General features: G+C 39.3%; 14 protein-coding genes. 6 read left to right on the top strand and 8 right to left on the bottom strand.

Features of this window, described 5'->3' with window-relative positions; translation table 11 throughout:
* Positions 1 to 57: 57 nt before the first annotated feature.
* The 3 genes from HT699_RS10370 to HT699_RS10360 all read left to right on the top strand — a co-directional run bounded on the left by HT699_RS10370 (position 58) and on the right by HT699_RS10360 (position 4,280).
* Positions 58 to 750 (top strand): phosphoglycerate mutase, encoded by a 693-nt coding sequence (locus HT699_RS10370; protein WP_000240129.1) that lies wholly within the window; start codon positions 58 to 60, stop codon positions 748 to 750.
* Between the two features lie 118 nt (positions 751 to 868).
* Positions 869 to 1,570: an ABC transporter ATP-binding protein gene (locus tag HT699_RS10365; RefSeq protein ID WP_023933206.1), complete on the top strand. Its 702-nt coding sequence runs from the start codon at positions 869 to 871 to the stop codon at positions 1,568 to 1,570.
* 1 nt (position 1,571) lies between these two features.
* Positions 1,572 to 4,280: an FtsX-like permease family protein gene (locus HT699_RS10360; RefSeq protein WP_172934347.1), complete on the top strand. Its 2,709-nt coding sequence runs from the start codon at positions 1,572 to 1,574 to the stop codon at positions 4,278 to 4,280.
* Positions 4,281 to 4,489: 209 nt separating this feature from the next.
* On the opposite strand, the gene tpx is transcribed toward HT699_RS10360, so the two are convergent.
* The 7 genes from tpx to HT699_RS11885 form a co-directional block, all read right to left on the bottom strand.
* Entirely contained in the window at positions 4,490 to 4,981 is a 492-nt protein-coding gene (gene tpx, locus HT699_RS10355) for a thiol peroxidase (protein ID WP_172934346.1), read from the bottom strand.
* A 421-nt stretch (positions 4,982 to 5,402) separates the two neighbouring features.
* The gene (gene psaA, locus HT699_RS10350) at positions 5,403 to 6,332 is read right to left on the bottom strand and encodes a metal ABC transporter substrate-binding lipoprotein/adhesin PsaA (RefSeq protein WP_050253855.1); all 930 of its coding nucleotides are present in this window, start codon (positions 6,330 to 6,332) and stop codon (positions 5,403 to 5,405) included.
* A gap of 34 nt (positions 6,333 to 6,366) precedes the next feature.
* The gene (locus HT699_RS10345; protein WP_000559784.1) at positions 6,367 to 7,215 is read right to left on the bottom strand and encodes a metal ABC transporter permease; all 849 of its coding nucleotides are present in this window, start codon (positions 7,213 to 7,215) and stop codon (positions 6,367 to 6,369) included.
* Positions 7,212 to 7,934 carry a metal ABC transporter ATP-binding protein gene (locus HT699_RS10340; protein ID WP_000619143.1) on the bottom strand — a complete coding sequence of 241 codons (723 nt, stop codon included), beginning with the start codon at positions 7,932 to 7,934 and terminating at the stop codon, positions 7,212 to 7,214. Before HT699_RS10340 ends, HT699_RS10345 begins: the two co-directional genes overlap by 4 nt.
* A gap of 478 nt (positions 7,935 to 8,412) precedes the next feature.
* Entirely contained in the window at positions 8,413 to 9,606 is a 1,194-nt protein-coding gene (locus tag HT699_RS10335; protein ID WP_001081491.1) for an MFS transporter, read from the bottom strand.
* Positions 9,599 to 10,306: a ThiF family adenylyltransferase gene (locus HT699_RS11890; RefSeq protein WP_230558105.1), complete on the bottom strand. Its 708-nt coding sequence runs from the start codon at positions 10,304 to 10,306 to the stop codon at positions 9,599 to 9,601. The genes HT699_RS10335 and HT699_RS11890 overlap by 8 nt, the downstream gene beginning before the upstream one ends.
* 53 nt (positions 10,307 to 10,359) lie before the next feature.
* Positions 10,360 to 10,713, bottom strand: a complete 354-nt coding sequence (locus HT699_RS11885) for a hypothetical protein (RefSeq protein ID WP_023936003.1) — start codon at positions 10,711 to 10,713, stop codon at positions 10,360 to 10,362.
* 385 nt (positions 10,714 to 11,098) lie between these two features.
* Here HT699_RS11885 and pepO point away from each other — a divergent pair, with 385 nt between their 5' ends.
* The 3 genes from pepO (at position 11,099) to HT699_RS10315 (ending at position 16,888) form a co-directional block, all read left to right on the top strand.
* Positions 11,099 to 12,991: an endopeptidase PepO gene (pepO, locus tag HT699_RS10325; RefSeq protein ID WP_166731872.1), complete on the top strand. Its 1,893-nt coding sequence runs from the start codon at positions 11,099 to 11,101 to the stop codon at positions 12,989 to 12,991.
* Positions 12,992 to 13,173: 182 nt separating this feature from the next.
* Complete coding sequence (locus HT699_RS10320; RefSeq protein ID WP_000078994.1) at positions 13,174 to 13,797, top strand: recombinase family protein; 624 nt, start codon at positions 13,174 to 13,176, stop codon at positions 13,795 to 13,797.
* Positions 13,798 to 14,224: 427 nt separating this feature from the next.
* Positions 14,225 to 16,888 (top strand): LPXTG cell wall anchor domain-containing protein, encoded by a 2,664-nt coding sequence (locus tag HT699_RS10315; RefSeq protein ID WP_172934345.1) that lies wholly within the window; start codon positions 14,225 to 14,227, stop codon positions 16,886 to 16,888.
* A 337-nt stretch (positions 16,889 to 17,225) separates the two neighbouring features.
* On the opposite strand, the gene HT699_RS10305 is transcribed toward HT699_RS10315, so the two are convergent.
* Complete coding sequence (locus HT699_RS10305) at positions 17,226 to 17,855, bottom strand: MBL fold metallo-hydrolase (protein ID WP_050207833.1); 630 nt, start codon at positions 17,853 to 17,855, stop codon at positions 17,226 to 17,228.
* Between the last annotated feature and the right edge of the window lie 560 nt (positions 17,856 to 18,415).

Genomic DNA, 18,415 nt, shown 5'->3' with positions numbered 1-18,415 from the left:
AGAATAGAATAGATAAACGAGGGGAAACCTCGGAAAATTTGAAGGAGAATCCATCTAATGGTAAAATTGGTTTTTGCTCGCCACGGTGAGTCTGAATGGAACAAAGCTAACCTTTTCACTGGTTGGGCTGATGTTGATTTGTCTGAAAAAGGTACACAACAAGCGATTGACGCTGGTAAATTGATCAAAGAAGCTGGTATCGAATTTGACCAAGCTTACACTTCAGTATTGAAACGTGCTATCAAAACAACGAACTTGGCTCTTGAAGCTTCTGACCAATTGTGGGTTCCAGTTGAAAAATCATGGCGCCTGAACGAACGTCACTACGGTGGTTTGACTGGTAAAAACAAAGCTGAAGCTGCTGAGCAATTTGGTGATGAGCAAGTTCACATCTGGCGTCGTTCATACGATGTATTGCCTCCAAATATGGACCGTGATGATGAGCACTCAGCTCACACAGACCGTCGTTATGCTTCACTTGACGACTCAGTAATCCCAGATGCTGAAAACTTGAAAGTGACTTTGGAACGTGCTCTTCCATTCTGGGAAGATAAAATCGCTCCAGCTCTTAAAGATGGTAAAAACGTATTCGTAGGAGCTCACGGTAACTCAATCCGTGCCCTTGTAAAACACATCAAAGGTTTGTCAGATGACGAGATCATGGACGTGGAAATCCCTAACTTCCCACCATTGGTATTCGAATTCGACGAAAAATTGAACGTTGTTTCTGAATACTACCTTGGAAAATAAAAAAATGTAAGTCTAGAATTGATTTCTAGGCTTTTTGTTTTTGTTCCCAGTTTCCAATGGCTTGAAAAAGCGATATAATGATAGTAGGAAGTAATTTGTTTAAGAGAGGGTGGCACTGATGGCTTATATTGAGATGAAACACTGTTACAAGCGTTATCAGGTTGGGGACACGGAGATTGTGGCCAATCGCGATGTGAATTTTGAAATTGAAAAGGGTGAATTGGTTATTATTCTAGGTGCATCTGGTGCAGGCAAGTCAACGGTTCTTAACCTTCTTGGGGGAATGGATACCAATGATGAGGGGGAAATCTGGATTGATGGTGCCAATATTGCCGACTACAATTCCCACCAGAGAACTAATTACCGTAGAAATGATGTCGGTTTTGTTTTTCAGTTTTATAATCTAGTGTCCAATCTGACAGCTAAGGAAAATGTGGAATTGGCCTCAGAAATTGTGACAGATGCCTTGGATCCTGAACAGGTCTTGACAGATGTAGGTCTGGCTCATCGTCTCAATAACTTTCCAGCCCAGCTTTCTGGAGGGGAGCAACAGCGAGTCTCCATTGCACGCGCGGTAGCCAAAAATCCTAAAATTCTCCTTTGTGACGAACCGACAGGCGCCTTGGACTATCAGACGGGCAAGCAAGTCTTGAAAATACTCCAAGACATGTCTCGTCAAAAGGGAGCAACGGTAATCATCGTGACTCACAATGGAGCTTTAGCGCCCATTGCTGATCGCGTGATTCATATGCACGATGCCAGTGTCAAGGATGTGGTGCTCAACCAGCATCCTCAGGATATCGACAGTTTGGAGTACTAGCATGATCAAGCGAAAAACCTATTGGAAGGACTTAATTCAGTCCTTCACAGGCTCCAAGGGGCGTTTTTTATCCATCTTGACCTTGATGATGTTGGGATCTCTAGCCCTAGTAGGCCTCAAAGTAACCAGTCCCAACATGGAGGCGACAGCTAATGCTTATTTAACAACTGCTCAAACCTTGGATTTGGCGGTTATGTCTAACTATGGTTTGGATCAAGCAGATCAAGAAGAACTAGAACAGATAGAGGGTGCAGAGGTCGAGTTTGGCTATTTGACAGATGTGGCTATGGAGAATGGGCAGGATGCCATTCGGCTGTATTCCAAACCAGAGCGAATTTCAATCTTTCAACTAAGAGAGGGACGACTTCCTCAGTCAGACAAGGAAATCGCTTTGGCCAGTCATCTGCAGAGTCAATATAGTGTGGGACAGGAGATTAGTTTTAAAGAAAAAGAAGAGGGTCATTCCTCTTTAAAAGACCATACTTATACCATTACTGGTTTTGTGGATTCAGCTGAAATCCTCTCCCAGCGAGATATGGGCTACGCAGGAAGTGGAAGTGGAACTCTGACAGCCTATGGGGTGATTTTACCTAGTCAGTTTGATCAGAAAGTCTACAATATAGCTCGTTTGAAATATCAAGATTTAGCAGACTTAAATGCTTTTTCATCAGCTTATGAAGAAAAATCCAAACAGCATCAGGAAGATTTAGAACAAGCTTTGTCAGATAATGGCAAGGCACGTCTGCAACTCTTGAAAAAAGAAGGACAAGAGTCTCTAGACAAAGGTCAAGAGACCCTTGACAAGGCTGAGACTAATTTGCAGGAAGGTAAGCGTCGTTTAGCAGCTGCTCAAGCTCGTTTACAGGCTCAGGAAAGTCAACTAGCCTTGCTTCCTCAAGCCCAGAGAGAGCAGGCCAGTGCTCAACTTACCCAAGCCAAGCAGGAATTGAGCAAGGAAGAGGATAGGCTAAAGCAGGCTGAACAAAATCTAGACCAAGAAAAGGAAAAACTAGAAAAACATCAGCAAGTCTTGGATGATTTAGCTGAGCCCAAGTATCAAGTATATAATCGTCAGACCATACCTGGCGGTCAAGGCTACCTCATGTACAGTAATGCTTCAGCCAGTATTCGGGCAGTGGGCAATATCTTTCCTGTAGTGCTTTATGCCGTAGCAGCTATGGTGACCTTTACAACTATGACTCGTTTTGTGGATGAAGAGCGAACTCATGCAGGGATTTTTAAGGCCTTGGGTTATCGTAGCAAGGATATTATTGCCAAGTTTCTCCTTTACGGTCTAGTAGCTGGGACTGTCGGAACAGCTCTAGGTAGTATACTTGGCCATTATTTATTAGCCGGTGTGATTTCAAGTGTCATTACAAAAGGCATGGTGGTGGGAGAAACCCAGATTCAGTTCTATTGGACCTATAGCTTACTGGCTCTTGCTTTGAGTTGGTTGGCGAGTGTGTTACCAGCCTACTTGGTAGCTCGTAGAGAACTTCATGACGAAGCAGCCCAGCTTTTACTACCTAAACCGCCTGTTAAAGGAGCTAAAATCTTACTAGAGCGCATCAGTTTTATCTGGTGCCGTCTCAGTTTTACTCATAAGGTAACAGCTCGCAATATCTTTCGTTATAAGCAGCGGATGTTGATGACGATCTTTGGTGTGGCAGGTTCTGTAGCCCTGCTCTTTGCAGGTTTGGGAATCCAATCCTCTGTAGCAGGAGTTCCGTCTAAACAGTTTCAACAAATCCAACAGTATCAGATGATTGTCTCTGAAAATCCTAGTGCGACCAATCAAGACAAGGCAGAGTTGGAAGAAGTGTTGAAAGGGCAGGACATCAAAGCCTACCAGAAAATCTATTCTAAAACGCTAGACAAGGATTTCAAAGGTAAAGCTGGTCTTCAAACTATTACCCTTATGATGACAGAGAAGGAGGATTTGACTCCCTTTATTCATCTGCAAAATCATCAGCAGGAGCTGACATTAAAAGATGGCGTCGTTATTACAGCTAAACTAGCCCAGTTGGCAGGTGTCAAGCTTGGGCAAACTCTGGAAATTGAAGGTAAGGAACTAACGGTCGCTGCTATTACTGAGAACTACGTTGGTCACTTTATTTATATGAGTCAGGCTAGCTATGAGCAACTTTACGGACAGCTACCCCAAGCCAACACTTATTTGGTCTCGTTAAGGGATACCAGTGCTACTAGTATCGAAAGGCAGGCCGGCTTACTTATGAATCAAGCTGCGGTGTCCAGCGTCGTCCAGAATGCTTCAGCCATTCGACTCTTTGACTCCGTCGCTAGTTCACTCAATCAGACCATGACCATCTTAGTTATCGTATCGGTTCTGTTGGCTATTGTTATCCTTTACAATCTAACCAATATCAACGTGGCTGAGAGAATCCGTGAACTCTCCACTATCAAGGTTCTCGGTTTTCATAATAATGAAGTCACTCTCTACATTTACCGTGAGACGATTGTGCTGTCCCTTGTTGGAATCGTACTTGGTCTGGTATCTGGTTTCTATTTACACCAATTTTTGATTCAAATGATTTCGCCTGCGACTATTCTCTTTTATCCGCAGGTAGGCTGGGAAGTCTATGTAATCCCAGTGGCAGCAGTAAGCATCATTTTGACCTTGCTTGGTTTCTTCGTCAATCGCCATCTGAGAAAGGTTGATATGCTTGAAGCCTTGAAATCTGTAGAGTAATACTCTTCGAAAATCTCTTCAAACCAGGTCAGCTTCCATCTGCAACCCAAAACAGTGTCTTGAGTAGCCTGAGGCTAGAATCTTAGTTTACTCTTTGATATTCATTGAGCATAAGGTAGTTATTTTTAGCTGATTGAACTTGTATTTACTCGTAAACAAAAATCCTCCGTTTCAAAGAGCAGGAAACTCTTTGTGACAGAGGATTTTTTCTATAGGGCTTTAGCAGCTGCAATTGCGGCTTCGAAGTTTGGTTCAGAGTTGATATTGTCCACGTATTCAACGTAGCGAATCGTATTGTCAGTATCGAGGACAAAGACCGCGCGTGCCAATAGGTGCCACTCATTGATTAAGAGGGCGTAATCACGTCCAAAGGAATGGTCGAAATAGTCTGAGAGCATGATGGAATTTTCAATACCTTCAGCACCACACCAACGTTTCTGAGCAAAAGGCAGGTCCATAGAAACAGTCAAGACGACCGTGTTGTCCAGTCCAGCCAGTTCTTCATTAAAACGACGCGTTTGAGTTGAGCAGATGCCTGTATCGATAGAAGGCACGACACTCAAGACTTTTTTCTTGCCATCAAAATCAGCCAGAGATTTTTTAGAAAGGTCTGTTGTAGTGAGAGAAAAATCAAGCGCCTTGTCGCCGACTTGTAGTTGTTTACCTGTAAAGCTCACAGGATTTCCGAGAAAAGTTACCATAAGATACTCCAATCTTTTTTCTTCCATTGTAGCTGAAACGGTCAGAATTTTCCAATGATTTGACCGGAAATGTGTGCATAGAAAAAACGCCAGCTCATGTGAGAATGACGTTTTTCAGATTTTTTATCTATTTGATATTTCTCGAAGGTAGTGCGGACGGGAGCAACTTCCTTCGGAACTTCATCCCTAATTTTTGAGCCCTAGGGCTCAAAAATTCCGTCCTAGATAAGATCAAAGTTCTTATCTAGGATACCACTACAGTGAGAAATATCTGGTAAAAACTCACTTCGTTCGTACTGATTTAAGAAATCTTTATTCTTATAAACGCTGTTTTGTAGCTAGAGATAGAACTAACAAAGCTAATATTAGAAGTAATGTAAAGAGAGACAAGAACCTAGTAATAGATAAACTAATATCTAGATTATTTTGCCAATCCTTCAGCAATCTTATCAAGGTTGTATTTCATCATGCTGTAGTAGCTGTCGCCTTCTTTACCTTGTTCTGCGATAGAGTCAGTAAAGATTTGTGCGTAGATTGGGATGTTTGTGTCTTGTGAAACAGTTTTCATTGGACGGTCATCCACACTAGATTCTACAAAGAGTGATGGAACTTTTGTTTGGCGAAGTTTTTCAACCAAGGTCTTGATTTGTTCAGGTGTTCCTTCTTCTTCAGTATTGATTTCCCAGATGTAAGCACTTGGGACACCATAGGCTTTAGAGAAGTATTTGAATGCTCCTTCGCTGGTTACAATGAGTTTCTTTTCAGCAGGGATGTTATTAAATTTATCCTTACTTTCTTTATCAAGTTTGTCTAACTTATCAGTATATTCTTTGAGATTTTTTTCATAGAATTCCTTGTTGTTAGGGTCTTTGGCGCTCAATTGTTTGGCGATATTTTTAGCAAAGATAATCCCATTTTCAAGGTTGAGCCAAGCGTGTGGGTCTTCTTTACCTTTTTCATTTTTTCCTTCAAGGTAGATAACATCAACGCCTTCGCTGACTGCAAAGTAGTCTTTGTTTTCAGTTTTCTTAGCATTTTCTACCAATTTTGTAAACCAAGCATTGCCACCTGTTTCAAGGTTGATACCGTTATAGAAAATGAGGTCTGCCTCAGAAGTTTTCTTAACATCTTCAGGAAGTGGTTCGTATTCGTGTGGGTCTTGCCCAATCGGAACGATACTATGAAGATCAATTTTATCACCAGCAATATTTTTAGTAATATCAGCGATGATTGAGTTTGTAGCAACAACTTTTAGTTTTTGACCAGAAGCTGCATCTTTTTTTCCGCTAGCACATGCTACAAGAGCAATAACGGAAAGAAAGAGAACGAGTAATGTACCTAATTTTTTCATTAGATCCTCCAATTTATTATTGGGGCTTTGCCCCTTATTTTAACAAATGTTTATTTTTCAGTTTCAAATATCGTTGTTTGGGAGCGATAAAGAAGCTAATGAGAAAGAAACTAGCAGCTGTAAGCACGATACTAGAACCTGCCGCAACATTAAAACTATAGCCAATAAAGAGTCCCAAAACTGAAGCAGTAGCTCCGAAGGTTGAGGAAAGGAAAATCATGCTTTTCAGACTATTAGCATACAGATAAGCAGTTGCAGCTGGGGTAATCAGCATGGCTACAATCAGGATAGTTCCGACACTTTGCATGGCTGTCACAGACACGAGAGTCAGGAGTACCATGAGAAGGTAGTGATAGAAATTGACAGGCATTCCCATGGCTTTAGCCAAGAGTTCATCAAAGGAAGTTATCAAGAGTTGCTTGAAGAAAATCCAGATTAACAAGAGGATGGCTGCCCCCACACCCATAGTAATAAACATATCCGTATCTTGGACGGCCAGAATATTACCAAAAAGGATATGGAAAAGGTCAGTTGAACTTTTAGCGACACCAATCAAGATGATACCGAGGGCTAAGAAAGAAGAAAAGGTAATGCCGATGGCGGTATCGCTTTTGATAATCGAGTTTCCTTTGATGTAGGTAATGATGATGGCAGCTAGCAATCCAAAGACAATGGCTCCGATAAAGAAGTCAAGGCCCAAGATGAAGGAGAGTGCTACACCTGGTAAGACAGCATGTGAAATGGCATCTCCCATGAGTGACATCCCGCGTAGAATAATGAAACATCCCACAGCTCCAGCTACAATCCCGACGACAATAGCTGTTATCAAGGCATTTTGTAGGAAATGGAATTTTTGCAATCCATCGATAAATTCTGCAATCATAGGTCACCTCCATTGAAAAAGAGTTGATTACCGTAAGCTTCTTTTAGATTGGTTTCGGTAAAAGTTTCTTTTGTTGGACCAAAGGCAATCACTTCTCGATTGACAAGTAAGACTTGATCGAAGTAGTGGGGAATCTTGCTGAGGTCGTGGTGAACGATGAGAACCGTCTTCCCAGCTTTTTTCAAATCTCTCAGCGTATTCATGATGATTTCCTCACTGACAGAATCAATCCCAGCAAAGGGTTCATCCAAGAGGATATAGTCGGCTTCCTGCACCAAACATCTGGCAATCAAGACCCGCTGGAATTGACCTCCAGACAGTTGACTAATTTGACGTTCAGCGTAGTCAGCTAGGCCGACGATTTCAAGGGCCTCTTGCACTTTCTTCCAATGTTTAGCCTTTAAACTTCGAAAGAGAGGAATAGAGGGAAATAGTCCTAACGAGACGCATTCCTTGACCTTGATGGGAAAGTTGTAGTCGATATTGATTTTTTGTTCGACATAGGCAATTCGGTGTAAGGATTTTTTAACTTCCTTGTCATCGAGAAATGCCTGACCTTGATGTGGGATAATTCCCAACATACCTTTTAATAGTGTTGATTTCCCAGCGCCGTTTGGACCAATGATGCCGGTAATTGTTGGTCCATGGAGCACTAGTGAAATATCCTTAAGTGCCAACGTTTCTTTGTAGGAGACACTGAGGTTTTCGATACGTATCATAAATTTATATTCCTCCTGTCTCTTAATATACCTTAAAAAAAAAATTAAGTCAAGTTAATTTTTGAAAAAATTAAAATAAGTCATTAAAAAATCTTTACACATCACACAAGGGAATCAATATATAGTGGATTGAATTTGGAATAGTCCACCGAGTTTTTTAAAACATTGTTAGAAATTCAAAGTAAATTATAAAAATGCCTTAGAAGCAGCATTGTACTACTCCAGCTCCAACTCCAACTAACTCTATTTTGCTATATATTTAGTAGGAGGTCTAATAAAACGCATAATCTCAAGGTTTATACACCTGATATTATGCGTTTTTATGATTTTAAAGATTCTTTAATTAGATTTACTATCTGTACTTCAAAAAGTGTTTTAATCTATCCATGGATAACCCCTTAGTTTACCCTTTGATTTTTGTTGAGTATGAGCGATTCTTTGATGAATTATTTTGAATAAGTATATCACACTTTAAACATCAATAGTTTTTACTTTTGGTTAATGGACTAAAGTAACTAAATCCCCCTGCAAGAAATCTTATAGTACCTGCTAATATTAGAATACTTATGATAGTTAAGTTATGTGAAACAAGTATCCCTCCAAGGTATGCTCCTAAGGGGATAGAAGCAAATGAGATCATTCTAGTAATACTAACAACACGTCCCAACATTTCTTTTTTGACAACTTTTTGTCGTAACGTAAAATATGTAATGGCATTGATATTGCCAAACATATTACTCAAACCTAAAAATACTCCCATATATATATAGTTTGTGTTAATTGATAGCAACATAGTAGATAGACCAGCTAGCATTGTACTGATGGAGAGGATTTTTCCATATCTAAACTTTTTAATTAATTCAGGGGCAAGAATAGCACCTAATATAGCTCCTACACCAGCTATTGAGAGTATTAATCCATAGTGAAAGGAGGTATAGCCTAGAACATCTGTAATATAGTAAACTAAGTTGGCCTGAAATATATGAATGCCAAAGTTTGTTCCAAAAAAAAGAATAGCTCCACTTAGGATGATTTTATCATTTTTTACATAGTGCAAACCAATAGATATTGTTTTAGAAAGACTCTCTTTTTTAGAGATATTTACTAGTGTATTTTCTGGAGTTTTTATGCAGAGAATTAATAGGCTGGCAATTAAAAAGGTAAGAGCATTGACCCATAAAACTTTAGCTGGATTAATAAGTAATAGAACAGAACCACTAATCATAGGACCAATAAGATTTAATGTATTGTCAATAAGTTGGATTCCTGAATTGGCTTTTGATAGCTGATTGTCTGTTACAATCTGTGGTAACAAGCTTTGAAATGCTGGGTGGACTAATGGCTCTGTAGAGGAGAGCAGGAAGGTTAAAATATAAATTAAGAGTAAGAGTATATTATCATTTTTAAAAGATATTATTAGCAAACTTAGAATGACTAATGAGATTAAATGACATATTGAAATGATATATACTTTTTTGAATTTATCTGCTAATATACCTCCTACTAGAGAAAATAAAATCCATGGTAAAAATGAAATACCGTATAGAGTAGCCATATGAAATGGAGATCCTGTTTTCTCAAATACTAGCAAAGGTAGAGCTAATTTTCTTAGCCAATCACCAAAGTTGGATACAAGAAATGTTAGCCACAATATTTTGTAATTTCTATTCAATAATATTACCTCCACGACAGGTTATACAATTGGGATCTATATGCCAATGCTCGGCTATTTTTGTAGTCATTGTATTCATATCTATAGATTTTAATTGGCCTACAGTAGTTAATTCACCGATACCAGTGATATATTTTGTAACTTCTGAACAAATGATACCAGTTGCTACAGATACTAGAGGAGCTATGGCAGTATTGTCACCAACTAAATTTAAACGAGTTCTTTCTTCAAGGATTAGGTGAGAAATAGGGTGTTCTTTTTGGATAGTATTTCTCCAACAATCTATGCATCCAGATATTTTGGGGATAATAGTATATTGCAGGGCTCGTTGCGCTTCTAAACCTGCACAAAATAAAGGAATATTCAGCTTTACTATAGCTTCATTTACCCATCTTGCTAGTTTAATTTTAGGTCTATCCGCAACTAGTATTAAGCAGTCGAATCCTCGGAATGATTCAACAACATCTTCAGATGAATTGATTTTCTTTTCATCAACAGTAAATTTTATTTGAGGATTAAATTCATAGATGCGTTGTTTTGCTATACTTGCTTTACTCTTTCCTATATCATCAAAGTTATATAAAATTTGTCTATTTAAATTAGATATATCAACGACATCAAATTCAACAGCTTTTATTTCTCCTATACCTAAGCCAGCTAAGTCATATATAATGTGAGATCCTAATCCGCCTAATCCAATAATTCCAATTTTTGAATCAATTAATTTTTTTTGAGAAATATATTTATTTTCACTTAAAGTTGCGTAAGATGAAAAAAGTTGATGTTTCTGTGATAACGTTCTAATTCATACTTGAATAATATTTTAGAACCAGTAAGATTTAAATCCTCGATAAATCGTTCTTTACTGATTTCATCAATAGCTTCCATTACATCAGATGGTGATAGTTCACTGTAGGTTTCTGAAACTTCTCTTATGATTTTTTCGACAGTATTAATTCCATCCATTTTTTTGAGCATGTATTCAATAGCTCCGCTAGGGTCTTCATGTTCTGTAATTTCTCCAAACCCACCTATATAGACCGATCCGTCTTTATATACTACTGGGTAAGCCTTTTTTAGTTTTGGACGAGCTTTTAGTAGATCCATTATATCTCCTTATATCAATTAAAAGAAAAGGTAACTAGAGAAAGTTTAGTTACCAGCCTCGGTGAAGAAAGTATTACTATCCTTTACTGCACTGCGATTCCTGCAATACTTACAGAATGAACACGTTTTTGCTTAAGCATAAAATCTACCTCCTAATATTTAAATTTCAAGTAGCAAAGCTATGAGATAGATAGAATTTTATCATTTTATATATTTTTTGTCAATTCATTTTTCAGACAATTAATTTTTTTGTGAATTTTTAAAAAATTTTTAAAAAATTGAAATACTAACTGAAAAATGATAGAAAAGGAAAGTTCATTTTTAATTGCATTCCCTAGTGATTTTTGTTAAGATAAAGACAAATACAAATGAAAGCGAGAACAAGATGACACGTTATCAAGATGATTTTTATGATGCTATCAATGGAGAATGGCAACAGACAGCTGAAATTCCAGCAGATAAGTCTCAAACGGGAGGTTTTGTTGATTTAGATCAGGAAATTGAAGACTTGATGCTGGCGACAACAGACAAGTGGTTAGCAGGTGAAGAGGTGCCTGAGGATGCTATCTTGGCAAACTTTGTCAAATACCACCGCCTAGTTCGTGATTTTGACAAGAGAGAAGCTGACGGTATCACACCTGTCTTACCACTCCTTAAAGAATTCCAAGAGTTGGAGACTTTTGCGGATTTTACAGCTAAACTAGCAGAGTTTGAGCTTGCAGGAAAACCAAACTTCCTTCCTTTTGGTGTATCGCCAGACTTTATGGATGCTAGAATCAATGTTCTATGGGCTAGCGCTCCAAGCACAATCTTGCCAGATACGACCTACTATGCAGAAGAACATCCTCAGCGCGAAGAGCTCTTGACTCTTTGGAAAGAAAGCAGCGCAAATCTCCTCAAGGCTTATGATTTCTCTGATGAAGAAATTGAAGACTTGCTAGAAAAAAGACTTGAATTGGACCGTCGAGTTGCGGCAGTGGTGCTCTCTAATGAAGAAGGTTCAGAATATGCCAAGCTTTACCATCCATATTCTTACGAAGATTTCAAGAAATTCGCGCCTGCTCTACCTTTGAATGACTTCTTCCAAGCTGTTCTTGGACAAGTACCAGACAAGGTTATTGTAGACGAGGAACGTTTCTGGCAAGCAGCAGATCAATTCTATAGTGAAGAGGCTTGGCCTCTTCTCAAAGCAAACTTAATTTTAAGTGTAGTCAATCTTTCAACCAGCTATTTAACAGAGGATATCCGTGTTTTGTCTGGTGCCTACAGCCGTGCCCTTTCTGGAGTTCCAGAGGCAAAAGATAAGGTCAAAGCAGCTTATCATCTAGCACAGGAACCTTTCAAGCAAGCCCTGGGTCTTTGGTACGCCCGTGAGAAGTTCTCTCCAGAAGCCAAGGCGGATGTGGAGAAAAAAGTAGCAACTATGATTGATGTCTATAAGGAACGCTTGGCTAAAAATGACTGGCTGACTCCAGAAACTCGTGACAAGGCCATCGTCAAACTCAATGTTATCAAACCTTATATTGGCTATCCAGAAGAATTGCCTGCACGTTACAAGGATAAGGTAGTGAATGAAACTGCCAGTCTTTTTGATAATGCTCTAGCCTTTGCGCGTGTTGAAATCAAGCACAGTTGGAGCAAGTGGAACCAGCCTGTTGACTACAAGGAATGGGGTATGCCTGCTCACATGGTCAATGCCTACTACAATCCACAGAAGAATCTGATTGTCTTCCCAGCGGCTATTTTACAGGCACCTTTCTATGACTTGCATCAGTCATCTTCTGCTAATTACGGTGGTATTGGGGCGGTTATTGCTCATGAAATTTCCCACGCCTTTGATACCAACGGAGCGTCCTTTGATGAAAATGGTAGCCTCAAGGATTGGTGGACAGAGAGCGACTATGTTGCCTTCAAGGAGAAAACACAAAAAGTCATTGACCAATTTGATGGACAGGATTCTTATGGAGCAACCATTAACGGTAAATTGACTGTGTCAGAAAACGTGGCTGACTTGGGAGGAATCGCTGCAGCGCTTGAAGCAGCTAAGAGAGAAGCAGACTTCTCAGCAGAAGAATTCTTCTACAACTTCGGTCGCATTTGGCGCATGAAAGGTCGTCCAGAATTTATGAAACTTTTGGCTAGCGTCGATGTGCACGCGCCAGCCAAACTCCGTGTCAATGTACAAGTACCAAACTTCGATGATTTCTTTACAACCTATGATGTCAAAGAAGGAGACGGTATGTGGCGTTCACCAGAAGAGCGCGTGATTATTTGGTAATACAAAGAGACAAGTAAAACTCCTATAATTACACCTTCCCTATCTATGTACACCCTAAAAAGTTAGATAGAATAATCTAGCTTTTGGGGTGTAGTTCATAGGGATTATGAAATTGAAGTCTTTTCTTATTTTAAAATTCATAGTAAAATATCCCTCCGTATCAAGATAACAGGAGGATTTTTATGTCTCAAAAGACTATCAACATAGGCTACGCCCGTGTATCTACTCATAAGCAAGACCTAGGATTGAAAGTGCAAATCGAAGCTCTCAAACATTGCGATAAACTTTTTATAGAAAAGGAATCTGGTGCAAATAACACTCGTCCTGAACTTACAAAAGCCTTAAAACTGGCCTCTGACTTTTCGAAAGATGGCAAGCAGGTTACTTTCACTATCTATAAGTTAGATAGACTGACTCGATCTATGTTTAAGCTACTAGAACTTATTGAACAATTTAATGAATATCATATTCAGCTAGTCAGTTTGCATGAAAAACTAGAAACAGACTCTCTTATTGGCAGGTTACTTTGCGTCATTTTAGGCTTTGTGGCAGAAAATGAGCTGGAAAATCTGAGGTTTCGCACAAAAGAAGGACTTCGAAAAGCTAAGGAAAATGGTGTTAGATTAGGAGCAAAACGGATTTCAAAAGAAAAGGAGGAGCGGATACTTAACAAATATCTACATTCAAATATAAGCATACGTAATATTGCAAAAGCTGAACAAATTTCTACATCAACCCTATATAAAGTGTTAGAACGCAATAAAGTGGCGAACAATCGTCAAAAAAAAACGGAAAATCATTGCTAAAAATAGGGAAAAATGGTAGAATGAAGCTGTAAATTTGTTTCGATTAACGACCGTTTGATGAAACAGTCAAAACAACAATATGAATATTTAAAAAATACGAGTTTAACAGTGTTTTTAACCTGTATTAGACTGGTATTTTTTGTGTATCGTTTAACGGTCGTTACGCGATACACTTAGTTCCCTATCTCTAAAGTAGTTAGCGAGCTTATGGTAACAAAAAATTGAAAAATTATTAAGATATGTAATAGTGTAATAGCTGTATTGTTCAGTTAATGGATAAAGGTTCATTTAAGGCTTCTATCAAGAACATTAAATGTTTAGAGAATGAGTTGGCTCAAAATTTTGCTTTTGTGGTCTTGAAAGGAAGTTGATTTTGTTATTTTATAAGCCTAAAAAGGCAATTTTACATTCCCAAGGAGGAAAAATTATGAATAAACTAACTAAACTAGGTATTGTCACTTTCTCTGCTGTAACTCTTAGTGCTGCAGTGCCAACTTTGGTGCATGCCGAGGAAAACGTTGCGCCGCAGCCAAATGTTGCTGCTAAACCTAATGTTGCTCAACCAACACCTGCAACAAAACCTAATGGTAGCTGGGTTGATTTCAGTATGCTCGACCCAATCGCTAAGCCAAAGCCAGGAAAAGAAGTTTCGAAACCTGCTGAAAAGCCAGTAGAAGAGCCCGCGTCTGTCGAAAAACCTTCGACCGAGGGAAACATTCTTGCAAACGGAACAGATGAAGCTATCGCAGAGGACAAGAAAAATGCTGAGATCGAGAAAAAATACAACGTCGATCCAACTAATCAACTCCCTGAGCCAGGCCTACCAATCATAACGCCTGAACCAGAACAACCTATAACAGATCCTGAAGAGATGAAGAGGATTGTGGCAGAGGATTTAGCCTATAAGAATGGAGCAGCTAAGACTCAAGAAGAGCGTAATAAACTAATAGTTGAGGCTAATGAGAAGCTTTATGCTGCTAACGGAGTTGACATAGATGAACTAATCCATAGACCAATCCCAGGAAAACCTGGAGCTGTGCAAGCAGTACCAGATATAAGCGCTCGAACATATGAAATACAAGCAGATTTCTTAGATGCTGATCGTGTTCAAAAATATGGATATACTACTGAATCAAGGATTGATAGTCCAAAACGAGCAGAAGTTTGGTCTACATGGAACGCACCTGACAAAGATAGTGCAGATGGAATACTAACAGCAAAAAAATTCTCCGACTACACTTTTAGCCACGTCGTAAAATCAGCTGCAGACCATCCAGATATTGACCCAGATCCAAAAGTTGTCAGAGTTAGCTATGATGCAGCCTATGCTTTGCGTGGTTCTGGCTACAAAAATGGTAAAGGAGATAATCTTTTCCGCTACTATTTTATTTACACTAAAAATAAACCAGTAGCAGAAAAACCAACACCTAAAGATCCGCAACCAGCGGAAACAGAAAAACCTGCTGAAATTTCGAAACCAGCGGAGACAGTTGAACCAACTGTGCAGCCGAAACCAGCTGAGAACAAGCCGGTTGAAAATAAACCAGCTGAAACACCCGTTCCATCTCCAAAACCAGCAGAAAACCCTCAACCAGAGGTTAAGCCTGCAGAACAACCGCAACCTGCTAAACCAGTGGAACCAGCTAAAAATGCTGGATTGCCAAAGATTCCTTATAGAACTAACAATCCAAAACGTTGGTTTAACGGAGCAGGTCGCCCTACTCTAACAACAAACGACCTTGCTGCTCCACTTCCTGTTGAAAATGTAGAAAAAACATCTTACGGTTGGTGGACAGCTGAACCAGACTTGCTTCATGCAGGCTCTCACATAAAAGTAAATACTTTTAATTCGAATTTCAATAATCCGATGTTCGAAAACGGTAAAGAGATAAAATTTAAAGGTAGCGGATTTGGAGATATGGACAGTAGGTTTAAACCTGCTCTTGTTCGAGTAAAAGTTCCAGAGTTAGAAGGAATGAACTACGAAGCTTATACAATCTTCTATGAAGTTCCTAATAAAAATGGAAATCCAACTTACGGAACAAATCGAACTCTCCAAGGTGGTGGCATCTCTTTAACTATCAAATCAAAAGAGAAGAAAGAAGATATTCAGGTTTATACATTAACTAAGGATAGAAAACTGGAAGAACTCTATTATCCAGGATTCCCAAGTGAAGAAACAAATCGCTATGATGAGAAAACTAAAACTCATTCATACAATCTATTTGGTGAAACCTACGATACTTACGTTTTCTTGTTTAAGAACCCTGCTGAAAAACCAGCTGAGCAAGTAAAACCTGAAGTTAAGCCAAGTGAACAACCTAAGCCAGACAAGCAACCAAGTGTTCCTACTGTTCCAGTTGATCAACCACAACCTGCTAAGCCAGTGAAACCAACTGAGAAGCCAAGTGAGAAACCTGTAAATCCAGTTACACCAGTTGCTCCAATAACACCGACAACTCCCGTAACGCCTACGCTTAATCCAGCCATCCCAAACAATACTCGTGTTCTTTCGAACAAAGCTGGAAGCGTTCAAGTGCATGGTTCAGAAGCAACACTCAAAAATGTCAGCTATATCAAGGTAGAAGAAACCAAGCCGACTTCACTTGAATCAAAAGACTACAAGGCATTTGACATTCATCTATATGACGCGAATGGTAAGGCTATCCAGCCAAATGGCATGGTTCTAGTAAGTCTTTCTGCTGATAAGCCAGTTGAAAATGTTTACTATGTTGCTCCAGATGGTACTTTACAGGCATTGAAGTTCAAACAAGATACAGATAAGGTTACTTTTGAAACCAATCACTTCAGTATCTATGCTATGACTTTCAAAGTTGTCGCAAGCCGTGATAACGGAGGTAGTACAACTCCTGTTCCAGTTGTAAATAGTAGTAATACTGAACAAAAAGGAAATGACGCAAGTAGTACAAAAACTCAAGCTGAGTCGTTAGCAACTAAGACTGAAACTATTTCGAAACAAGTAGCTAAGACTTTGCCAAATACTGGAGAAAATCACTCAATTCTCGCCACCCTATTTGGAATGTTAACTCTAACTGCTGGATTATTTAGCTTTCGTAAGGAGTCAGAATAACTCCAATTCATAGTTTATCTATCAAATATTTTAGACTGTGAAAAAATCAATTTGAGGAGATGATTTAGAAAATCTTTTCATGATAAAACGCATAGTATCAAACTTTTCTACATCTGATATTATGCGTTTTTTATAATTCTAATACTCTTCGAAAATCTCTTCAAACCACGTCAGCTTCGCCTTGCCGTAGATATATGTTACTGACTTCGNNGAGCTGACTTCGTCAGTTTTATCTGCAACCTCAAAGCTGTGCTTTGAGCAACCTGCGGCTAGTTTCCTAGTTTGCTCTTTGATTTTCATTGAGTATTAAATTGTGCTATCGATTGTCATCATCTTGCTAGAAAAAGGGATTGAAGGCCTTTTCGTGAGCGATAGTAGTAGCTGAACCATGTCCTGGATAGACATCGTAGTTTGGTAGGGTGAAGAGTTGGGTCTGGATACTATGAAGGAGTTGCTCTGTACTACCAGTCGGAAGATCCGTCCGTCCAATTGTTTCGCGGAACAGAGCATCTCCCGTCAAGACTAGGTGAGCATCAGGAAAGACTAGGGAAACACCACCGATAGAGTGCCCTGGGGTCGGTAGAACCTTAAAACGAAATTCCTCTAGTTGGTATTCTTCGTGAAAGACAAAGGTGTGTTCTGCAGGTTTTGTGACCACATCTGCCATATCATCGTGGCGAGGGAGACCGGAGAGATTATCGACAGGAGTGTAGAGCCAGCTGGCTTCGCTCTCTGCGATATAGACAGGAGGATTGCCAAAGGTCTCGCGAACCAAGTCCAGACTCATGATATGGTCATAATGAGCGTGGGTCAATAGAATGGCACAGATCGGTTTGTTGAGGTTCTCGATTGTCTGACGAATGGCTTCCCATTGACTACCAGGATCTACAACGATGAGGTGTTTTTCACCTTCCAGGTAATAGGTGTTTTCATAGGCAACAGGATTCACAGTTTTATGGATTTTCATTTTATCTCCAATCTCAAAGAATGTACTAAATTAAGTATAGCACAGTTAGGGAGAATAGGTAAGGATTTAGAATGAACTTAAAAACCAGCATGACTAGATGAAGACAGGCTGGTTATCAATTTATCAATATTGGAAAGGTGTCAATTGCCCTCCATAGGTTGCATAAACTCCGTCATTAGCTTGTTTGATAGATGTGATGTTTAGAGTGCCACCGTAGTTGGCTTCTCGTTTATCGCTATATTCACTATAAGTTATCCTATTGGGCAGGTTCTGATCCTTAGCCTAGTATTGAACGACTGTTTTTTTATAGCTTTGTTGGCTGAATAGAAACAGGCAGCTAACTCCTAACACTAGGAGAGCAAAGATAGAAATAGCAGCTTTTTTCATAGGTGTTCTCCTTATAAACTAAAGGATAGAAGAAAGTATCTTGAGGATTTTTATACTCTTCGAAAATCTCTTCAAACCGCGTCAACGTCGCCTTGCCGTATATATGGTTACTGACTTCGTCAGTTCTATCCACAACCTCAAAACAGTGTTTTAATACTCATCTACTTTCAAAA

The organism is Streptococcus sp. 1055 (genome assembly GCF_013276815.1).
Lineage (GTDB): Bacteria > Bacillota > Bacilli > Lactobacillales > Streptococcaceae > Streptococcus > Streptococcus pseudopneumoniae.
Note: the sequence above shows the minus strand (reverse complement) of the source record. Positions and strands in the feature narration are given on the sequence as shown.